Origin of the sequence: Maricaulis sp. (genome assembly GCF_017643475.1) — a bacterium.
Taxonomy (GTDB): Bacteria; Pseudomonadota; Alphaproteobacteria; order Caulobacterales; family Maricaulaceae; genus Maricaulis.
Window position 1 is genome coordinate 1256665 of the sequence record NZ_JAEPNI010000001.1, and the last position, 18799, is coordinate 1275463.

Consider the following 18799-nt stretch of genomic DNA (forward strand, 5'->3'; position numbering starts at 1 on the left):
CCTGCGACGAACAGGACATTGATCACCGTAGCCAAGGTTTGCGTAACGCGGTCCATTTGACTGTCCTTTCGGTTTTCTATGCTCGCGGTCCCTCCCGCGATGCCTCAGGGTAAATAATGGGTTACGACAGAAACTGAAGAGACGTTTCGCGAACGCACAATTGCATATATGCATGGATTAAACGAAAGTACATGAAATTACGGATTGGTCATGTTTCGCAATGTTTCGTAATGCCGATGTGAGGACCACCGCCGATACGTGTCAGCTTGCCAATCCGCGCCCGGAGGCCTAACCAGCCGGGATGATGAATATCCTGCTGATCGGTGCCGGTGGCGCCTTGGGCGCCATTTCACGGCATTACGTAGGGCAGCTTGCCCTGCGTACAATGGGCGGCGGCCAGCCCTGGGGCACGCTTTCGGTCAATATTGCTGGCGGATTGCTGATGGGTTTGCTGGTTGGATGGCTGGCGGCGAGCGAGCGCGCTGACGACACGTCCATCCGTTTCCTGGCTGCCGTCGGCTTTCTTGGCGGCTTTACCACTTTCTCGGCTTTCTCGCTGGAGATGGTGCGCATGCTGGAAACGCGTGCCTGGATGAACGCTTTCGCCTATGCAGCCGGTTCGGTCATTCTGTCAGTTGGCGCAGTGATGGTCGGTTTGATGATTATGAGGAAAGTCTGGGCATGAGCCGGGTACAGAAAATTACCGTCGAGAAGGGTGAGGAGGACAGCCGTCTGGACCGCTGGTTCAAGCGTCGTTTTCCGCACATCACCCAGGGCCAGGTCCAGAAACTCTGCCGCAAGGGCGAGATCCGTGTTGATGGCGGCCGGGTAAAGCCGGACAGTCGGGTCAGCGCAGGCATGGAAGTGCGCGTGCCGCCACTTCCCGACGCCAAGGAAATGCGGGCCAAGAACACGCTCAGCGATCGCGATATCGAATACGTCAAATCCCTGGTGATCTACGAGGATGACGACGTCATCGCCTTCAACAAGCCCTCTGGCCTCGCCGTGCAGGGCGGTTCCAAGACGACACGTCATCTCGACGGCCTGCTGGATGCGTTCGGCGAGGGCCTGCAGCGACCGCGTCTGGTCCACCGCCTGGACAAAGACACCTCCGGCGTTCTGGTCGTGGGCAAGTCCCCGGCCGCCACGGCGCGCCTGGCCAAGGCTTTCCAGTCCCACAAGACGAAAAAAACCTACTGGGCGATTGCCATTGGCGTTCCCAAACCGCGCCTGGGCGAGGTGAAAGGCTTCATGAAGAAAACTGCCGGTGCGGGTGGTGATCCGGACAGGGAGGTGATGACCGCTGCCCGTCATGGTGATGAAGGCGCGCATCACGCGCTTAGCCGTTACACGGTCGTGGCCGATGCCGGCCAGAAGGCCAGCTGGGTTGCCCTGCGCCCGGTAACCGGCCGGACCCACCAGCTGCGTGTGCACCTCCAGGCGATGGGCACCTCAGTGCTCGGCGACAAGAAATACCCGTGTCACCGTCCGGCTCCGGAAGATCTCGACCAGAAACTCTGCCTGCATGCCCGTCGCCTTGAGCTCCCGCGGGCCAACGGCAAACCGCTCGTCATCGAGGCCCCGCTGCCCAGACACATGAACCGGATTTTCGGCATGCTTGGTTTTGACCTGCGCGATGCCGACGAAGAGATGATCGAGGAACAGCTGGCTTAGCCCTTCCCCTTCGCCGCCATGCGGGCCTTGAATGCCGCCATCTGTTCGTCGGTGGCCGGGCGTTGGTGCTCTGATTTCCACTGGGTGTAGGGCATGCCATAGACACGTTCGCGTCCGTCTTCCCTGCCGAGCTCCAGTCCCTCGGCCTGCGCGGCCTCGGTCCACCAGTCGCCCAGGCAGTTGCGGCAGAAATCGGCGAGGATCATCAGGTCGATATTCTGGACATCCTTGTTGGCGTCGAGATGGGTCAGCAGGCGGCGGAAGGCGGCGGCGTCCAGGCGGTCGCGCTGGTCATCGGTGAGCTGGTCGAGCATGGCAGTCCTTCAGGGCTTGTCTTGCGGCGCGAGCGCGCCTAGTCAGCGGGCGAAACCAAGAGGTAATTCGCATGACGTCTCAGCTCAAGCTCGCCATCTGGGATATTGACGGCACCATTATCGACAGTCGCAAGATTATCCAGCGGGCCATGAACAGCGCCTTCGAGCGCGCAGGGCTTGGCGGGATTGATTATGATCGCACGCGAACCATTGTCGGCCTGGAACTGACCGAGGCGGTGCTGAAGCTGGCGCCGGTGGATTATCCGGCCGAGCGCATCCCGCAGCTGGCGACCTTCTACAAGGAGGCCTTTGTGGAACAGCGTCAGGAACCCGGTTTCGAGGAGCCGCTTTATGACGGTGCGCTGGAGACGATCGAGCGGCTGGCCGATGCAGGCTGGTTGCTGGGCGTGGCGACAGGCAAGGCCCGTCGTGGTCTGGATATCGTCTTCGGACATCATGATCTGCACAAATACTTCCAGACATTCCAGACGGTTGATGGCGGTCCGGGCAAGCCGCATCCGCGCATGATTCTGGATGCCATGGGCGAGACCGGCACGGATCCGCACCAGGCCGTGATGATCGGTGATACAATGTTCGACATGCAGATGGGGCGGAATGCCGACGTGCACACTCTGGGCGTCAGCTGGGGATTTCACACGGTGGACGAGGTCCGCGATGGCGGGGCGCATGAGGTTCATCACACATTCGACACGCTGAACACGGCACTGGACCAGTTCGCCCTTCGTGTGGAAGAGAGCGCGGCATGACAGAGAACTACGAAACCAAGCCCGGCGTCCGCATCCCCAGCCAGCAGGACAACCTGCCCAAGCGCTTTTACGAGAGCGTGACGGTCGAGGCGGTGGATGATGCCTTTGAGGTGCGTCTTGATGGCCGTGGTGTGAAAACGCCGGGCCGCAACGCTGCGATCCTGCCGACGCAGGCGTTGGCCAAGGCGCTGGCCGAGGAATGGGCCGCGCAGGGCGAGCGTATCGATCCGATGAGCATGCCGATGACCCGGCTGAGCTATGTCACTCTGGATCGCCTGGACATTCCGGCCACGGTTGCCGAAATCACCAAATACGCCTCCACCGACCTTTTGTGTTTCCGTGCGCCGGAGCCGGATGATCTCGTCGCCGCACAGGCGGCGGCCTGGGATCCCTTGCTCAGCTGGGCCGAGGAGGCGCTCGGCGCACACCTGGTGCCCGCGACCGGTGTTTTGCCGATCGACCAGGACCCGGTCGCCCTGACCCTGATTCATAATCGCGCCGGCGAGCTGGACCGCTGGCGACTGACAGCCCTGGCCCAGGCGACGGCCCTGACCGGATCAGCAGTGCTGGGTTTTGCGCTGCTGGAAAAGCGCATCAGCGGTGAGCAGGCCTTTGCCCTGTCCACGCTGGACGAGCACTACCAGGCCAGCCATTGGGGCGAGGATGCCGAGGCGAAGGAACGCCTAGACAATCTCAAGATCGAGATTTTGGCGGTCGAGCGTCTGCTGGACGCGCTCTAGATACCGCGCACGGCGGTCAGCGTATCCAGCCGGCGCCAGGCCTTGGCCGGCCAGTTCGAGACTGGTCCCAGGGGCAGGGCGCTGGCCAGCCGGTCGACGCCGCGGCCCAGGGCCAGAGCGGCGCTGGAGACTGACATGCTGGAAATCTCGCCGCGAAGAATATCAAAACTGCTGTTTGAGAACCGCTTCTTGAAGTCGTAATTGCCGGGGCCGAGATGCATTTGCGTCGGGCCGAGATCGGTCAACTGGCGAGTCATCTCTCGGAACAGGAGCAAACCCGGCGCCACACTGGACATGGCCGGGTCATAGGCCGGGAACCAATAATGCAACACACCGCGCGAGCGAATGCCGAAATGCGCGGCGACGAGCTTGCCATCCAGTTCCATGGTCGAGAGGCAGCCGGCCAGACGGTCCGTGCGATGGGCGAACAGGTTGTAGACCAGCTGGCGCGCCCAATCGCCGTGGAAGACGTCGGTCGCGCCCGTCGCAGCATATTGTGCACGCTTGTAGCTCAACAGCTGGTCCAGCGCCTCGGATCGCGGATCATCGATTTGATAGACGACCTCGCCTCCCAACGCGTCCAGCTTGCGTTCGCGGGCGCGCAGATTGCGCATGGCCTTGGCTTCGGCTTTCTGTCTGCCTTCCCAATAGACGTGCTGCCCCTCGGAAAGGTCGACAACCCAGGACGCTTCGGCCGGGTGCCCATTTTCGCGGAGATCCGACTGCGTCGCCAGGCCACCATCATAGATCAGCGTTCCGAATGTTTTGCGCCTCAGCAGGTTGGCGAAACGAAGTTCCGGATCATCGGAGATCAGGCCGTGATGATCGCCCATCGGACCGCCAATAGGGCGGAAGACACCGCTTATGGATTTCTGGAAGGGCAGGAAACCCGCCGGTACACCATCCCGATAAAACACAGCAACCCGCGTGTCCGTGCGGACCGCCGACATCGCCTCCGTGAACTCGAGGTCGAAATAGGGAGAAGCAAGTTCAGGCGCAGCGTCGACAAAGCCGTGCCAGTGCTGGCGCAGGCGCGGCGACAAATTCTGGACTTTGAGAATTTCGCAGGACGTGGCGTAATGGGACATGGACTTCTCCTCGCACTGTGTAATGCAAGCAAGAGGCCAGTTTAACGCCGCTTTTTCGCGTGACAGGGGAGCGCGGAAACAGGCCTCAGGGGGACTTGAATGCAAAAACTGATTTTTGGACTCGCCGCCTTGGCGATCGCATCCACGGCCGCAGCCCAGGAATATGCCGAAGGGCTGTATGACGGCCGTAACGTGCCGGGTTGGGTTTATTCCCAGGCCGGATCGCAAGGATCAGGCTTGCCGACCTGGGTTCCGGCCAGCGGAGGCAGCGATGTTGATGGTGCCAATTGCAATGTCGGTGCATCCGAAGTGCAGGGTCGGCGCGTTGACTATCTTGAGTATTTCAATGCTGTCACACCGCAGATCTTTGCCGAGCAGATGCGGGCGGGCGGAACTGTTGTCCGTTCAGGTCATCTAACCGAGGTTATTGACCTCAATGGTCGTCCGGCGATGCGCAATGTCCTGACCGCGGAAGTGGGGGGGCAGGCCTTCAATTTCGCGATTGTCTCCGTGGGCACGAACGGCAGGCTGGTGACGCTGACATGTACGGTGTTCGATGGTGGTTATCTTGACCGCATTCAGGAATTCTATGATTTCGCGGAGGGGCTGACATTGTTGGCACCACCGCCTTTGTAACCGGGGGAAGAAGAGTGAAACGCGTTGTGTTGAGTATTGCCGCCCTGCTGGGGGTGACCTCCGGTGCCCTGGCCCAGGATCATTTGGATAGCGTTTATGACGGTCGCGAAATCGCGGGCTGGGTCTATAACGCCGAAACTTCCGAAGCTGTCGGTCTTCCGACCTGGTATCCGGAAGGCGGGGCCTTTGCCGGTGCCAACTGCAATCTGGAAACCCTTGCCCTGGCGGCATCATCCCAGGAATGGCTGGAGGCGTTTTATGCAGCCAATCCAGCGACGGTTGGGGCTCAGTTGCAGGCGTCTGGAGTGGACTGGCGCCAAGGGTATCTGACCGAGGTTATCAATCTGCACGGCCGACCGGCCATGCGAAACCTCTGGGCCGGTGCGCATGAGAACCAGGGTTTCGAGGCGATGATGGTGTCCATCTCTGGCGCGGAACAACTGGTCATTATCCGCTGTTCCATCCAGACCGGTTACCTGCTTCCAGCGCTGCAGGCGTTCTACCAGTTTGCCAGCGACATCGAGATCGAGACGACCCCGCCGCAATAGGCTGGAAAGCAAGAGGCGCGCGATGTGATTGCGCTGTCAGGGCGACCTCTGCTATCCCCCTCGCAAGAGAGAGAAAACAGGGGGCGTCCTGCCATGAAAGATGTGCTCGAACAGCTGGAAGCAAAGCGCAATGGCGCGCGGCTCGGTGGCGGTGAAGCGCGGATCGAGAGCCAGCACGCCAAGGGCAAGCTGACTGCACGCGAGCGTATCGAGCTCCTGCTCGACGATGACAGTTTCGAAGAATGGGACATGTTCGTCGAGCACCGCTGTGTTGATTTCGGCATGGCCGACAAGAAGATCCCGGGCGATGGCGTGGTCACTGGTCACGGCACGATCAACGGTCGTCTCGTCTATGTTTTCTCCAAGGATTTCACGGTGTTCGGTGGCTCCCTGTCGGAGACCCACGCACAGAAAATCGTCAAGATCCAGAAGGCCGCGCTTCAAAATGGCGCCCCGATCATCGGCATTTTCGATGCCGGTGGCGCGCGTATCCAGGAAGGCGTCGCGTCGCTGGGCGGGTATGCGGATATATTCCTGCAAAACACATTGGCGTCCGGTGTCGTTCCGCAGATCTCCATGATCATGGGACCGTGCGCGGGCGGTGATGTCTACTCACCGGCCATCACGGACTTCATCTTCATGGTGAAGGACACGTCCTACATGTATGTCACCGGACCGGACGTTGTGAAAACGGTCACCAATGAAGAGGTCACGCACGAGGATCTGGGCGGAGCATCCGTACACGCCAAGAAATCCGGCGTTGCCGATGGGGCGTTCGAAAATGACCTGGAAGCCCTTGTCCAGCTGCGTCGCCTGATCGACTTTCTGCCGCTGTCCAACCGCGAAAAGCCGCCGGTGCGCCCGGTCTATGACCGTGCTGACCGCCAGGAGCCGAGCCTCGATAGCCTGGTCCCGTCCAATCCGAACAAGCCCTATGACATCAAGGAGCTGATCGAGAAGGTCTCTGACGAAGGCGACTTCTTCGAGATCGCACCCGATTACGGAACCAATATTGTCGTCGGTTTTGGCCGTCTTGACGGCCAGCCGGTCGGTTTTGTTGCCAACCAGCCGATGTCGCTCGCTGGCGTTCTGGACATTGACGCAAGTCGCAAGGCCGGCCGTTTTGTCCGCTTCTGCGATGCCTTCAATATCCCGCTTGTTACTTTTGTGGACGTTCCGGGCTTCCTGCCGGGCACCAAGCAGGAATATGGTGGGCTGATCAAACACGGTGCCAAACTGCTGTTTGCCTATGCTGAAGCTACGGTGCCGAAACTGACGGTCATCACCCGCAAGGCCTATGGCGGTGCGTATGACGTGATGAGCTCCAAGCACCTTCGTGGTGACGTGAACTATGCCTGGCCGACGGCCGAAATCGCGGTCATGGGAGCCAAGGGCGCTGCCGAGATCATCCACCGCAAGGATCTGGGTGACGCGGACAAGATGGCGGAGCACGTCGCCGAGTATGAAGACCGTTTCGCCAATCCGTTCGTAGCGGCGGGTCGCGGCTATATCGATGATGTGATCATGCCGCACAACACCCGCAAACGCCTGATCACGGCCCTGCGCACGCTGAAGAACAAGAAGGCGGAAAACCCCTGGAAGAAACACGATAATATTCCGCTCTAGGCGGCGGAGGTTCGTGCCAGCAACTCCCTGAACGCCTTCACTTCCTTGCGGCTGACCGGGACCTCTGCGCCGGTGGACAGTCGGGCGGTGTATTTGCTGCCCGTCTCGCTTTTCACCTCCGACACATGTTCCAGATTGACGCTGTATGAGCGATGCAGGCGATGGAGGCCTCCCGCGAGCGCGTCTGTCAGCGTCGCCAGGCTGCGATTGTCGAGATGCTGGCCGCCATTGGCCAGGTGAACCTCGGTGTAGTTTCCCGCCGCCCTGAGATAGACGATGTCAGCGCGATCGACGACGGTCATGCGACCCGTGGTCAAAATCTTGAACTGGGTGGGCGCCGGACCGGTTTTCGGGACGACAAGGTCCGGTAGTCGCAAGCTCAGATATCCCCACATCGCCAGCATCAGCGCATAGACCGCCCGGTCCAGGAAATCGCCGGGCAGGCGCAACGCGTACCAGGCGATGACGGCGAGAACAGCGGAGAGCCAGCGTGTGTGCCCACTGGCAAACAGGCCCAGCCATGTTGCGGTGGCGAACAGGGCGACGGCCACGGCAAAGCTGGACTTAGCATCATACCCCGGCGCCCAGAGCGCGTAGAGCGTGATGGCGATCATCGAGCCGGCCTGCAGAGCCAGCCCGGCATGATTGTTTGATGGCCAGCGGGTGATGGCAAAACGCAGCTGGGCCAGTCCGAAGATCAGGAGAAAGCCGAATTGCGCAGCCTGGCGAGGCTGGTGCCAGTCATAGGTATAGTTGATGAAAGCGCGCGAAACCTCGGCGCCACCCGCCAGGAAGAGGGCCGCCAAGGCGGATGCCAGATACCAGGCTCGCGGATCTGAATGCGAACGTCCAAGCCAGGCAATGCCGACGGCAAGAGCCAGCAGGGCGCCACCGGTCAGGACGAGCGGAAAATAGGCGCGCAGGGGACGGCGGTCATCAGCACGATAGGGCGTGATCGCCAGTGCCTGCAAAATGACCATCGGCTCATAGCCAGCGCGGTGGCTGGAGAATTCCACAAGCAGTTGATTGCCGCTTTCCCGGATCAAATCGGGCGGGATGGAGAAAACCGCGTCGATCCTGCCGGGGCTTTCAGCTCTGGAGGTGGCGGCGGGGCTGCCCTTCTCTCCGATCAGGACACCATTCCAGTAGATACGCCCGGAAAATGGCCCTGCGCTCCGCACGGCGAGAGGGCCGTTCAGCCCTTCCAGCTCCACATCTCTCCAAAGCACCCAGCCCAAGGTTTCCGGTGCCGGCAAGCGATAGATGGATGTAGTTTCCTCGGGCCAGCTGGCGCTTTCCATCTGATCCAGGTCGAGGGCTTCATCGATGAAGTGAACAGCCGTTGCATGATTGGCCGGGGGCGGCGCAGTCGGTGTGCCCAGCACCAGCAGTGCCAGCACAGCCAGCATCAGCACACCCAGTTCAAGTCCGGGGCGCAGGGCTGAAAATCGTTTGAGCCATTCATCCGACATAGGAGCAATTCGCCCCTTTTTGCTCCCGCGGGCAAGGGGCAGGTGCAATTCCGAAATCAGCGCCGGGGGGTGCTGAACAAGACGAGGATGATAAATGTTGATTGTGAATACGCTAGCCGCGCTTGCCGGAGCCCTGTCGCTGCAAACGCCCCAGGAAGAGGCGCAGAGCCGATTTGACGCCTTTGCCCAGGAATTCCCGGCGCTGAACCTCACCGTGATGGTCGAGGGTGAAGCCGTGTTCGAGGCCGAGGGCGGTATCGCCCGCACGGAGCTGGACGGTCTGGAGACCGACTATAACTTCTACTCAATCGCCAAACTCCTGACTTCGATGGCCTATGCCCGCCTGCAGGCTGAACAGGGGTTGGATCTGGATACCCTCGTCCGCGAGATCGATCCGGATCTGCCCGAACATTATGGGGCGGTGACGCTGCGCCATCTTCTCAATCACCGGGCCGGGGTGCGCCATTATCAGGGGCGCGGCGACTGGCGCAGATTTGCAGAGCGTCGCTGTGAGCGGCCGGCCGATGCGCTGGGACATTTCATTGATGATCCGCTGATCCATGCGCCGGGTTCGGATGTCCAGTACACGACGTTCGGCTATGTGCTGCTGAGCCATCTTCTGGTCCAGATCACTGAAACCGAAAGTTTTGACGCGGCGATGTCCTCGGTTCTCGGCGAGACTTACCTCGCCCAGACGGATCGTGAGGGCGCCGAGAAAGCCGCCAACATGTTTGGCAATCTGCGTCGTGCAAACCCGCTGGAGGACATGTCCGCCGAATGCAAGTTCGGTGGTGGCGGCTTGCTGGCATCGGCGCATGATCTGGCAAATATGGGGCAGGCGCTGGCGACAGGTGAGGTGCTGGAACTGGAGCTGCTGGCCGCATCAATCAGCGAGGAGCAGGGCGCTTTTGGCACCGCTGCCGGCTTCAGCGAGGCCAACAACGCCCACTATGCCGCGCACTCCGGTGGATCATCAGGCGGCCGCGCCTTCCTGCTGGTCTTTATCGAGCCGCAGGTGGTGGTGGCGGTGACGTCAAATTATGACGGGCCCAATCACGGTGAATTCGCCATCGGCATGGCGGGATTGCTGGGCGGTTTGGATGTTTCGCGTCCACAATAGCGTAGAGCAGGCGCCCCCGGAGACCATCGCCCGGGGGGGGCAGCCGGTCTGCCCGTCCGCTCGAACGGCCTTGTGGAGCATGTTTCCATAACCCTCTGTGACGCAGTCATAACCCGCATAATACCCACGTTCGGAGAGTAGGCGGTGCAGGCGTGGCAGATTGTACGGTGGAACGGCTGCGAACATGTGATGTTCCAGATGAAAATTAACATGGTTGGGCGCAACGAACGGGCGCTCCCACCAGCGTGGTCGTGTCGTGTGCGTATTGCGCCGCGATTCGGTGTCATAACGATCCGCCGCGACACCATGTTCGCCGATATTGCGCACGCGCATTATGACGGGGTAGACGAAGATGCGTGCCAGCCACCACAGGGCGATCGCCCAGGGTGCCCCCGCCAGCGTCAACACGCTAAGCAATACGATCTGGAAGGCGATAAAGGGAGCCTTGCCTGCAAGGGTCGGGTTTTGCCAGAGCAAAGCAAGTTCCTTGAAGCCGGTTTGCCCGGTGAGGTCGCGAACGAACTTGCGGCGCAGGCTTTCCTTGGTAACCGGATAGTCTTTCACCAGGCCCTGATCAGGATCGAGCTCCGTCCCGGCATGTTTGTGGTGGTTCAGGTGATAGTCCCGGTAGAGCTTAAGCGGGACATCCACCGCAGCGCCACCTATCCAGCGACCAACCAACGTGTTCAAGACCTCGCTTCGAAAGAGAGCATTGTGCGCGCAATCGTGCAGCAAGATCGCGAACGCCAGCTGGCGTCCGGCGATCAGGGCGACGGACATCAGGATCGTGAGCGGGTTCGGCCAGCGAATGGCGGGCACGAAAGCCAGCGCCAGGGTCAGCAGATTGCCGGCCAGCATCAGGCCGCCTTGCCAGTTCGTCGTTTCCGACAAAGCGCGCAATTCCTCCCGGCTCAGGCAATCACCGAGTTGGAGATCATTTCCATTTCGACCGCTCATCGGATGCTCCGACATTGTTCTGGCCGGAGTTTTGCGCAATTGAGCGAAAATGCAAAATCGGTTCGCTCTAGCGGTGTGCCGCCACCAGCGTTTCCCAGTCTTCGATCGGATCGCGACGGAAGACATTCAGGCCTGCAGCCTCGAAAGCCCCACGAACCCATTCTTCCTGTTCCGTCAGCAAGCCGGACAGGATGACCTTGCCGCCCGGCGCCAGCGCCTTGGCAATGTCGGGGGCCAGATCAACCAGTGGCCGTGCCAGAATGTTGGCAAAGATCAGCTCAAATTCGCGGCCTGCAAGCCGCTCGTGATCCAGACCTTCGGCAAGAATTACCTCGATGCCGGGTGTGCCGTTTTTCTCGCAATTGGCTTGGCTTTCCTCGACAGACTCCGGGTCGACATCGGAGGCCAAGATGCTGGCATCAGGCAGGGTTTTCGCGGCGGCAATGGCCAGGACTGCCGTGCCGCAACCCAGATCGAGCACGGTTTTGGGGCCTTCGCCTTGGCTGAGCATCTCGTCGAAAGCCATGAGGCAGCCGCGCGTTGTACCGTGATGACCCGTTCCGAAGGCCGGGCCAGCTTCGATCTCCAGGCCGATTTTTTCCGCTGAGACTTGCTCGCGATCATGTTCGCCGAAGACGACGAAACGGCCTGCATCGACCGGCTTCAATCCCGCCAGTGAAAGCTTGACCCAGTCTTCTTCCGGCATTGGGCCACAGGCGATGATCATATCGTCCAGCAAGCCTGCAGAGCGGCGGACCGCGGCTTCGTCGGGCTCGACGTCGAAAATGAGATCCAGCCGCGCCACCTCGCCTTCGTCGAAGAGTGACCAGGAGGTCATCCCCTCAGGGCCTGCCTCGTCCAGGCGTTGAACGATGTCGGCGAGCCGGGAGAAATCGGAATGCGCGGTGAGGCGCCAGAATTGCGTCATGAAAAGTCCTTTTCTGGCGTGGTGTTTGGACCGCTCCGGCAAGAAGATCAAGCGTGCTAGAGCTTGGCCTTGGCGTGTTCCAGCTCGATTTCTTCAGCCAGTGCTGTCGGTACAATCTTCACACCGAACGGAGTCAGGGCGACCGGCGCCAGTTTGAAATGCGCCATGGCATTGGGCAGACAGATCGGGATGGTGATGATCGGCAGACAGGCGATTAGGTTCATCAGACCTGAAAACAGGTGGGTCAGGGCCAGCATCCAGCCAAAGGTCAAAAGCCAAACGACGTTGGCGAGGAATTTGACAATACCGCCCGCCGTTTCGAAATCATCCGGGGCGGGCTCCTGCCCATTGGCCTGCTTGTAGGCATTCACGGCCTGTTTGGAGACGGGGCGCCGCCCGAACGGCCAGAAGCTGTAACCGATCATCGGCAATAGGAACGGCAAGAGCGGAAACAGGATGATTGCGCCCAACAGGTAGAGCAGGCCGACAACAAATCCGCCAAGAATGAACCAGATGATGTTTGCAAGCAGGGCCATGAAATTTCTGTATCGAGCCGGTTACGGCAGATCCCTCAAAAAGCTCTCCACGACCTTTTTCAGGCCGGCCTTGTCGAACTGGACGGAGTATTTCTCGCCATCGGCTTTCTTCACGGTTCCATAGCCGAACTTGTCGTGGAAGACGCGGTCGCCGGCTTTCCACTTGCCGTTCTTGTCGGATCCGCCGCTGGAAATGATCTTGGCCTTGGCGTTGATCGTGGGCGGATCGGAGCGGCGGCCGGACTGGGTATTGGCCTGATAGCGTTTCCAGCCGGGTGAGGAATAGCTCGACGCCATCGGATCGGCATTGGCGGTGAAGCTCTCGCGTCCGGGGCCACCATCATAATAGCCGGTCTCGGACCTGGCCTCGACGTGATCGACGGGCAATTCATCGATGAAGCGCGACGGGATGACGGCTTGCCAGCGGCCATAGATCATGCGGTTGGCGGTAAAGGAGATGACGGCCTGTTCGCGAGCGCGGGTGATGCCGACATAGGCGAGGCGGCGTTCTTCCTCCAGCGAGCGCGTACCGCCTTCATCCAGCGAGCGCTGGGAGGGGAAGACGGTTTCTTCCCAGCCGGGCAGGAAGACGAGCGGGAATTCAAGGCCCTTGGCCGCGTGCAGCGTCATCAGGGAGACCTCGTCCTCCTCGGTCGTGCGATCTGCATCAGTGACCAGCGAGACATGTTCCAGATAGGCTTCCAGGGTTTCCCATTCGCCCATGGAGCGGATGAGTTCCTTGAGGTTCTCCAGACGGCCCGCCGCCTGGGGCGTCTTGTCCTCGCGCCACATGGCGGTATAGCCGCTTTCGTCCAGCACGATCTCTGCCAGTTCATCCAGGCGAGATTGCTCGGACTGTTCACGCCAGCGTTCCAGGTCGCGCAGGAAGACACTCAGCGCAGTCTTGGCCTTGCCGCGGATCTCGTCTGTACCCAAGAGACGCCGGGTGGCCTCGGTCATGGGAACCTGCATCGCGCGTGCTGCAACAGCGATCTTCTGCACAGTTGTATCGCCAATGCCACGCTTGGGCGTGTTGACGATGCGCTCGAAGGCGAGATCGTCTTCCGGCGACCGGACGAGGCGCAGATAGGCATGGGCATCGCGCACTTCCGCGCGCTCGAAGAAGCGCGGGCCGCCGATCACCTTGTAAGGCAGGCCCAGCATGATGAAACGGTCCTCGAAGGCGCGCATCTGCCAGGAGGCGCGAACCAGTACCGCGGCGTCGGAATAATAGCGGCCCTTGGAGCTCCAGTTCTCGATTTCCTCGGCAACGAAACGCGCTTCCGCCTCGCCATCCCAGATGCCGCGTACCTGGACTTTCTCGCCGCCATCATCCTCGGTCCACAACGTTTTTCCGAGACGCGAACGATTGGCCGCGATCAGGCCGGAGGCCGCAGCCAGGATATGCTCGGTCGAGCGGTAATTGCGTTCCAGGCGGACGACATGGGCACCCGGGAAGTCCTTCTCGAAGCGCAGGATGTTGTCGACCTCGGCGCCGCGCCAGCCATAGATCGACTGGTCGTCATCGCCCACACAACAGATATTGCCCGTGCCCTGGGCCAGAAGGCGCAGCCAAAGATACTGGGAGACGTTGGTGTCCTGGTACTCGTCGACCAGGATGTAGCGGAACTTCTTGTGATACTCGGCTAGCACATCGGTGTGGTCCTTGAAGATGTGCAGGGTGTGCAGCAGCAGGTCACCGAAGTCGCAGCAATTGAGCGTTTTCAGGCGTTCCTGGTAGATGGTGTAGAGGCCCTGGCCACGGCCTTCGGCAAAGGTCCACTTGTCCTCTTCTCCCAGTTGTTCCGGCTTGAGGCCGCGGTTTTTCCAGCCATCGATCAGCGAGGCGAGATGGCGGGGTGTCCAGCGTTTCTCGTCGATGTTTTCGGCCTGGATGATCTGTTTCAAGAGGCGTAGCTGGTCATCCGTATCCAGGATGGTGAAATTGGATTTCAGCCCGACCAGTTCGGCATGGCGACGCAGGATCTGGGCGGAGATCGAGTGGAAGGTGCCCAGCCACGGCACGCCTTCGACCGCCTCACCGATGATCTTGCCGACACGCTCTTTCATCTCCCGAGCGGCCTTGTTGGTGAAGGTCACCGACAGGATCTGCCAGGGCTGGGCGCGACCGGTGGCCAGGATATGTGCCAGGCGGGTGGTCAGCACCCGTGTCTTGCCCGTGCCGGCACCGGCCAGCACAAGGACCGGACCCTCAACGGCTTCGACCGCTTCACGCTGTTCGGCATTGAGCCCTTCAAGATAAGGCGAGGGCGGCGCCGGGCGCGCCATGTCGGAGATGGAAAGTTCGGACATCACAATCTAGGGTCTTGGCAGTCGATAAAACGAGTCGATAGTCGAACTACTCTGGACCGATTGCGGCCATTTCCCAAGGGAGGGATGTGTGTTTGTTCGTTTTTTGTTCGCAATTTCAATGCTGATGCTGGCTGGCTGTGCATCGACGACTGTTCCGACCGAAAGCAGTCTGGCGGGCCTCACAAATTCCAGTTCACCCATCGATGTTCCTGAAATCGCCATTCTGCCTTTACGGCTTCAGGTTTCAGATGATTCCTGGGGCGAGGTCGGTGCTGTCCGGATCGCGGGCCGGACGCGTTATGTGCTCCTGCTGCCATCACGTCAGCTGGGGCGGGCTGGAAGTAGCGTTGATGAGCACTGGATCGGCGCACAGGCTGAGGCTGCCCATGTTTATCTGGGGGATCTGGATGGCGATGGGGTGCGGGAAATTCTGATCCAGGAGACCAGAGGGAGTTTCTCGACATCCCGATTGTTGGGCGGTCAACTGACCAGCGATGAGCAGTGGCCGTTGTTTTGGCATATCGAGATGTTCGGAGATGAGGTCGCTGAACGCGTTATCCCGGACATGGAATTTCTAACGACACTTCGTGCGGACGCGTTCGCAACAGACGAATAGCTGATCTGTATTGGATTGTTCGATCCAAGAAACGTTTGCAACTCGGACATGAAACGGCCCGCCGCAAAGGGGAGGCGGCGGGCCGTTGGAAAGCGGGAGAGGGGGGAGTTACCCGGCCTTCAAAAGATCTGCCTTCGGGCTGTATTTCATGTCGATCCCGCGAATATGTGCGGTCAGCCAGAGTTTGAGAAAGGTCAGGAACTTCTACGGCACCTGCCCGCCGCTCCCCTTGATGTCGCTGGCATAGCCGGTGAACTTGTCCAGCAGGTCCTTGTGGATCAGCTTGTGCGAGGCGATGCCGGCATAGCCGATCAGCTCCATATAGGCTTCCTCGTCACGGAAATGATCGATGGTGACCTGGCCCAGCCGGTCCACGAGAGCGATGACATCCGGTCCGCTCCGGACCGCCTCGCGGGCGTCATAGATGTGGTTCATCAGTGACAGGATCTGCTGGTGCTCGTCATTCATCTTGTCGACGCCGACATCAAGCGAGCTGTCCCAGTTCATGAGGGGCATGAGGAAACTCCATCAGGTTGTTTGGAGCAATCATGATAATCCCTTATAAAAATGTGGTTAACTGAAATCGGCCTGCACCGAACCGTCGCGGTCAAGCCGCGAGGGAAGGCTGGACATACGGGCCCTTATCCACAAAGGAGAAGAAACCATTGGGAAATTCGCCGTTCTCGCACCGGATCATTTCCGCATACTCCACCAGATCCGCGAGAAAGTGTTCGTGCAGCGTCCTGATCATGCCCAGCTGGCGTGCGCCTTGCTCGGAAAGGCCAGCCTCGAACTTCTCGAACTTGTCCTCGTACGTGCAGACGAGATCATTGATCAGCATGAGAACATGAGGGCTGCCGCTGCCGTAATCCTGGGCCAGGCGAAGCTGTACGATGATCTTGTCGACATCCGCGCTCATGGATGCCGTACGCGAGGGAGAGATCGAAGAAGTCGCCATAATGTCAGCCGCACCATCATGTTTTAACCATGATGCATCATCACGTGCAGGCTGCGTGATTGCCACTTATTATATAATATTATTGCTCAGGAAGCGGAAATTCTAGCCGAACAGGGCGTCGATATCGGCCTGGACAGACTCGTCTTCATAGTCAGCTTCGGCTTCGGCCTGGCCATTGATGGCCGCGGAGGCCGCGGCGATCAGTGGCTTGATCTCATCGGTGGCCATGCGGGCCACTTCGTTGCAGATCTCGGGGCTCTGAGCAGCACGTAGGAAGTCCTGGGCACGCTGGACCTCGCCATCGATCTGCAGGATCAACGTCTCCAGATGTACACGGACATCACGCGGTGCAGCCTCATAGGCGACGACAGCCAGGTCACGGTCCTTGAAGGCGGACATCTCGAAATGTTCGACATAGCTGGCCGGTTTCCACTCAAGCACGTCTTCGGCGCAGTCACGCATGTCCGGAAGCATTTCCATCAACATGACAACTTCGTTGAAGTGATTGAGGTAGTCCGTAGCGAGGCCGGTCACCGGGTTGATATTGGCCGCACGCAAGGCGTCAGGCGCAAGCGCACCCTCGCCAAACACGGCGCCATTTAAGGCGTTGGAATCCAAGCCACCCGTCTCCATGGAGAACCGTCATAAACCAACATCCTTACAGAAGAATTATTCAATTCGGGCAAGCTGCAGTTTATGATCCGCGCTAGCGGTGTTCTTCCTCGCTGATCTCGGCAAGGGCTTTCGCATAGGCGGCCTGGGCATCGGCCTTGGTGATCCAGCCGATGATATTCTGATCGCCTTTGCGCTCCCGCACCGCAGCGCCCTCCAGCTGTTCCGCGTCGAGAACACCCATCGCCCGGCCCAGCGTGTCGTCCTCATAGAAGCAGGTCTCGTCCTTGACCTGGTCGGAACTCCACTCGACCAGTGGCATCATGAATTCGCGCACGCGAACCATTTGCAGGACAAGCCTGCTCGAACCACCGGAAATGTCATAACCCCGGCGCAGGACCTGTTTCTGGAACAGTGATCCTCCCTGAGCCGACTGGGTGAGCACGGTGGCGAGCGAAACCGCGACGAGAACCGCGACCGAGGCCTCGTAACTCGAGGTGAGTTCGAACACGATCAGCGTCGTCGATAGCGGTGCGCCGAGAACCGCGCCGGCCACAGCGCCCATACCGATCACGGCAAAGAAGCCTGCACCGGCAGTTTCAGCGCCCATGAACTGGGCCATGATAAGACCGAAGGCAGAGCCCAGCATGGCGCCCAGATAGATGGAAGGCGAGAATACGCCGCCAGCGAAGCGAAAGGCGAGGGTGATTTGGGTGGCGAGGGTTTTGAGCACCAGCAACAAGATCAGCTCGCCGAACACGTACCGTGTCGCCAGTGCATTGGAGGTGGGTTCATAACCGACGCCCAGCACTTCCGGCGCAAAAACCGCGATGAGGCCGACCAACAGGCCGCCGGGAACGGGCAGTGTCCAGAGTGGGATATTGAGGCCGCGCGCGCGGTTCTCGACGAAGGCACTGCCGTGCAGCACACCGCGATTGAACACCACCGCAAGACCGGCTGCAGCCAGGCCAAGTACCGCTGCGGCCGGGAAATCCCAGGTATGAGCCTGATGCATGGCCAGGAAGCCGAAGACCTGATCCTGGCCCAGATGATGTCGAACAACCAATGCCCCCACCACGCTGGACACAGCAACGGGCGCAATCGAGCGCAGGGCATAATGGCCGAGTACGACCTCGAACGCGAACAGCGCACCGGCTACGGGCGCGTTGAAACTGGCGGACACGGCTGCTGCTGCGCCACAGGCCAGGAGAATGCGGCTGCCGCGAGCATTGAGGCCGACAAGCCTTGAAACCAGCGATGCCAGCGTGCCGCCAAGATGCACGGCCGGCCCCTCGCGGCCCGCGCTGCCGCCGCCACCCAGCGAAATGCACGCCATGAGTGCCGAATACAGCCCGGATTTCAGCTCGATCTGGCCTTTGCCGACGGCACGGGCCTCGATCACGTCCGGCACACCGCGCGAACGGAAATTCTTCAACAGGCCCAGCCGGTCGCCGAGCAGAAGCATGAGTGAAATGACGATGCCGGTGATCACCGGGATGGCCCAGCGTCGCCAGACCGGGAAATTGGCCGCGGTACTGGCGAGGTGTTCCTCGGTGGCACCAAAGGCGAATTGTTCAACAAGCCCAATGCCCAGGCGCAGGCCGAGCGTGGCATATCCAGCGACCAGCCCGACCACCAGGCCCATCAGCCAGAGCGCGGGTCCGCGTCCATCTCGAAAGGATTGCACCAGCCCGGTGAGCGGTGTGGAAGGCGGGGAATCAGACACAGCAAAGCTTTGTCCTGCGTCGCACGGATAGACAAGGTGGAGCAAAGAAAAGGCTCGGCTTGCAGGCCGGGCCAGTGGGGAGCTGATGATGTGTTTGCTGGCCAGTTGCCCTTGTGTCGTTCCAGCCAACTGGGGCGCACGACAAAGCGAGGTGATTTCAGGTCATTG

The 18799-nt window shown here is 60.3% G+C and carries 20 protein-coding genes; 9 read left to right on the forward strand and 11 right to left on the reverse strand.

The features are described 5' to 3' along the window. Positions 1–301 precede the first annotated feature (301 nt). Complete coding sequence (gene crcB / locus JJ889_RS05995; RefSeq protein ID WP_291892563.1) at positions 302–685, forward strand: fluoride efflux transporter CrcB; 384 nt, start codon at positions 302–304, stop codon at positions 683–685. Next, positions 682–1674 carry an RluA family pseudouridine synthase gene (locus tag JJ889_RS06000; protein ID WP_291892564.1) on the forward strand — a complete coding sequence of 331 codons (993 nt, stop codon included), beginning with the start codon at positions 682–684 and terminating at the stop codon, positions 1672–1674. The genes crcB and JJ889_RS06000 overlap by 4 nt, the downstream gene beginning before the upstream one ends. On the opposite strand, the gene JJ889_RS06005 is transcribed toward JJ889_RS06000, so the two are convergent. Beyond that, the gene (locus tag JJ889_RS06005; RefSeq protein WP_291892566.1) at positions 1671–1988 is read right to left on the reverse strand and encodes a DUF1244 domain-containing protein; all 318 of its coding nucleotides are present in this window, start codon (positions 1986–1988) and stop codon (positions 1671–1673) included. The two genes, JJ889_RS06000 and JJ889_RS06005, sit on opposite strands and share 4 nt — an antisense overlap. A 71-nt stretch (positions 1989–2059) precedes the next feature. On the opposite strand from JJ889_RS06005, the gene JJ889_RS06010 reads away from it, so the two are divergent. Together JJ889_RS06010 and JJ889_RS06015 are read left to right on the forward strand one after the other, a co-directional pair. Further along, on the forward strand, positions 2060–2755 hold the full coding sequence (locus tag JJ889_RS06010; RefSeq protein ID WP_291892568.1) for an HAD-IA family hydrolase: 696 nt from the start codon (positions 2060–2062) through the stop codon (positions 2753–2755). After that, positions 2752–3495 carry an ATP12 family chaperone protein gene (locus tag JJ889_RS06015; protein WP_291892570.1) on the forward strand — a complete coding sequence of 248 codons (744 nt, stop codon included), beginning with the start codon at positions 2752–2754 and terminating at the stop codon, positions 3493–3495. Before JJ889_RS06010 ends, JJ889_RS06015 begins: the two co-directional genes overlap by 4 nt. Here the strand turns inward: JJ889_RS06015 and JJ889_RS06020 are convergent. Continuing rightward, positions 3492–4583 (reverse strand): GNAT family N-acetyltransferase, encoded by a 1092-nt coding sequence (locus JJ889_RS06020; protein WP_291892572.1) that lies wholly within the window; start codon positions 4581–4583, stop codon positions 3492–3494. The two genes, JJ889_RS06015 and JJ889_RS06020, sit on opposite strands and share 4 nt — an antisense overlap. A 99-nt stretch (positions 4584–4682) precedes the next feature. Between JJ889_RS06020 and JJ889_RS06025 the strand changes: the two genes are divergently transcribed. From JJ889_RS06025 to JJ889_RS06035, 3 genes are all read left to right on the forward strand, one after another. Continuing rightward, a complete protein-coding gene (locus JJ889_RS06025; protein WP_291892574.1) occupies positions 4683–5219 on the forward strand; it encodes a hypothetical protein in 537 nt (178 codons plus the stop codon). 14 nt (positions 5220–5233) lie between these two features. Continuing rightward, positions 5234–5767: a hypothetical protein gene (locus JJ889_RS06030; RefSeq protein ID WP_291892576.1), complete on the forward strand. Its 534-nt coding sequence runs from the start codon at positions 5234–5236 to the stop codon at positions 5765–5767. A gap of 93 nt (positions 5768–5860) precedes the next feature. Further along, complete coding sequence (locus JJ889_RS06035) at positions 5861–7393, forward strand: acyl-CoA carboxylase subunit beta (protein WP_291892578.1); 1533 nt, start codon at positions 5861–5863, stop codon at positions 7391–7393. Here the strand turns inward: JJ889_RS06035 and JJ889_RS06040 are convergent. Next, a complete protein-coding gene (locus tag JJ889_RS06040; RefSeq protein WP_291892581.1) occupies positions 7390–8865 on the reverse strand; it encodes a LytTR family DNA-binding domain-containing protein in 1476 nt (491 codons plus the stop codon). The two genes, JJ889_RS06035 and JJ889_RS06040, sit on opposite strands and share 4 nt — an antisense overlap. A gap of 94 nt (positions 8866–8959) precedes the next feature. Between JJ889_RS06040 and JJ889_RS06045 the strand changes: the two genes are divergently transcribed. Next, a complete protein-coding gene (locus tag JJ889_RS06045) occupies positions 8960–9985 on the forward strand; it encodes a serine hydrolase (protein WP_291892582.1) in 1026 nt (341 codons plus the stop codon). On the opposite strand, the gene JJ889_RS06050 is transcribed toward JJ889_RS06045, so the two are convergent. The 4 genes from JJ889_RS06050 to JJ889_RS06065 all read right to left on the reverse strand — a co-directional run bounded on the left by JJ889_RS06050 (position 9899) and on the right by JJ889_RS06065 (position 14719). After that, positions 9899–10942, reverse strand: coding sequence for a fatty acid desaturase family protein (locus tag JJ889_RS06050; protein ID WP_291892584.1), 1044 nt, complete (start codon positions 10940–10942; stop codon positions 9899–9901). The genes JJ889_RS06045 and JJ889_RS06050 overlap by 87 nt on opposite strands. A gap of 67 nt (positions 10943–11009) precedes the next feature. Further along, positions 11010–11870: a 50S ribosomal protein L11 methyltransferase gene (locus JJ889_RS06055; protein WP_291892585.1), complete on the reverse strand. Its 861-nt coding sequence runs from the start codon at positions 11868–11870 to the stop codon at positions 11010–11012. Between the two features lie 56 nt (positions 11871–11926). Next, on the reverse strand, positions 11927–12406 hold the full coding sequence (locus tag JJ889_RS06060; protein ID WP_291892587.1) for a YccF domain-containing protein: 480 nt from the start codon (positions 12404–12406) through the stop codon (positions 11927–11929). A gap of 21 nt (positions 12407–12427) precedes the next feature. Then, positions 12428–14719, reverse strand: coding sequence for an ATP-dependent helicase (locus tag JJ889_RS06065; RefSeq protein WP_291892589.1), 2292 nt, complete (start codon positions 14717–14719; stop codon positions 12428–12430). 88 nt (positions 14720–14807) lie between these two features. On the opposite strand from JJ889_RS06065, the gene JJ889_RS06070 reads away from it, so the two are divergent. Then, positions 14808–15335, forward strand: a complete 528-nt coding sequence (locus JJ889_RS06070; RefSeq protein ID WP_291892591.1) for a hypothetical protein — start codon at positions 14808–14810, stop codon at positions 15333–15335. A gap of 204 nt (positions 15336–15539) precedes the next feature. Here the strand turns inward: JJ889_RS06070 and JJ889_RS06075 are convergent, their stop codons facing one another. The 4 genes from JJ889_RS06075 to JJ889_RS06090 all read right to left on the reverse strand — a co-directional run bounded on the left by JJ889_RS06075 (position 15540) and on the right by JJ889_RS06090 (position 18631). Further along, a complete protein-coding gene (locus tag JJ889_RS06075; protein ID WP_291892593.1) occupies positions 15540–15851 on the reverse strand; it encodes a hemerythrin domain-containing protein in 312 nt (103 codons plus the stop codon). Positions 15852–15942: 91 nt separating this feature from the next. After that, positions 15943–16293: a hypothetical protein gene (locus JJ889_RS06080; RefSeq protein WP_291892595.1), complete on the reverse strand. Its 351-nt coding sequence runs from the start codon at positions 16291–16293 to the stop codon at positions 15943–15945. A 102-nt stretch (positions 16294–16395) separates the two neighbouring features. After that, positions 16396–16911 (reverse strand): hypothetical protein, encoded by a 516-nt coding sequence (locus JJ889_RS06085; RefSeq protein ID WP_291892597.1) that lies wholly within the window; start codon positions 16909–16911, stop codon positions 16396–16398. A gap of 88 nt (positions 16912–16999) precedes the next feature. Beyond that, positions 17000–18631, reverse strand: coding sequence for a chloride channel protein (locus JJ889_RS06090; RefSeq protein ID WP_291892599.1), 1632 nt, complete (start codon positions 18629–18631; stop codon positions 17000–17002). Positions 18632–18799: the final 168 nt, after the last annotated feature.

What these genes read in the sequence shown, in the direction of transcription:
- JJ889_RS06080 (WP_291892595.1), bottom strand. Translation starts at nt 16,293, where the DNA reads ATGGCGACTTCTTCGATCTCTCCCTCGCGTACGGCATCCATGAGCGCG.
- JJ889_RS06065 (WP_291892589.1), bottom strand. Translation starts at nt 14,719, where the DNA reads ATGTCCGAACTTTCCATCTCCGACATGGCGCGCCCGGCGCCGCCCTCG.
- JJ889_RS06000 (WP_291892564.1), top strand. Translation starts at nt 682, where the DNA reads ATGAGCCGGGTACAGAAAATTACCGTCGAGAAGGGTGAGGAGGACAGC.
- JJ889_RS06075 (WP_291892593.1), bottom strand. Translation starts at nt 15,851, where the DNA reads ATGCCCCTCATGAACTGGGACAGCTCGCTTGATGTCGGCGTCGACAAG.
- JJ889_RS06050 (WP_291892584.1), bottom strand. Translation starts at nt 10,942, where the DNA reads ATGAGCGGTCGAAATGGAAATGATCTCCAACTCGGTGATTGCCTGAGC.
- JJ889_RS06060 (WP_291892587.1), bottom strand. Translation starts at nt 12,406, where the DNA reads ATGGCCCTGCTTGCAAACATCATCTGGTTCATTCTTGGCGGATTTGTT.
- JJ889_RS06010 (WP_291892568.1), top strand. Translation starts at nt 2,060, where the DNA reads ATGACGTCTCAGCTCAAGCTCGCCATCTGGGATATTGACGGCACCATT.
- JJ889_RS06040 (WP_291892581.1), bottom strand. Translation starts at nt 8,865, where the DNA reads ATGTCGGATGAATGGCTCAAACGATTTTCAGCCCTGCGCCCCGGACTT.
- JJ889_RS06005 (WP_291892566.1), bottom strand. Translation starts at nt 1,988, where the DNA reads ATGCTCGACCAGCTCACCGATGACCAGCGCGACCGCCTGGACGCCGCC.
- JJ889_RS06055 (WP_291892585.1), bottom strand. Translation starts at nt 11,870, where the DNA reads ATGACGCAATTCTGGCGCCTCACCGCGCATTCCGATTTCTCCCGGCTC.
- JJ889_RS06035 (WP_291892578.1), top strand. Translation starts at nt 5,861, where the DNA reads ATGAAAGATGTGCTCGAACAGCTGGAAGCAAAGCGCAATGGCGCGCGG.
- JJ889_RS06020 (WP_291892572.1), bottom strand. Translation starts at nt 4,583, where the DNA reads ATGTCCCATTACGCCACGTCCTGCGAAATTCTCAAAGTCCAGAATTTG.
- JJ889_RS06025 (WP_291892574.1), top strand. Translation starts at nt 4,683, where the DNA reads ATGCAAAAACTGATTTTTGGACTCGCCGCCTTGGCGATCGCATCCACG.
- crcB (WP_291892563.1), top strand. Translation starts at nt 302, where the DNA reads ATGATGAATATCCTGCTGATCGGTGCCGGTGGCGCCTTGGGCGCCATT.
- JJ889_RS06015 (WP_291892570.1), top strand. Translation starts at nt 2,752, where the DNA reads ATGACAGAGAACTACGAAACCAAGCCCGGCGTCCGCATCCCCAGCCAG.
- JJ889_RS06045 (WP_291892582.1), top strand. Translation starts at nt 8,960, where the DNA reads ATGTTGATTGTGAATACGCTAGCCGCGCTTGCCGGAGCCCTGTCGCTG.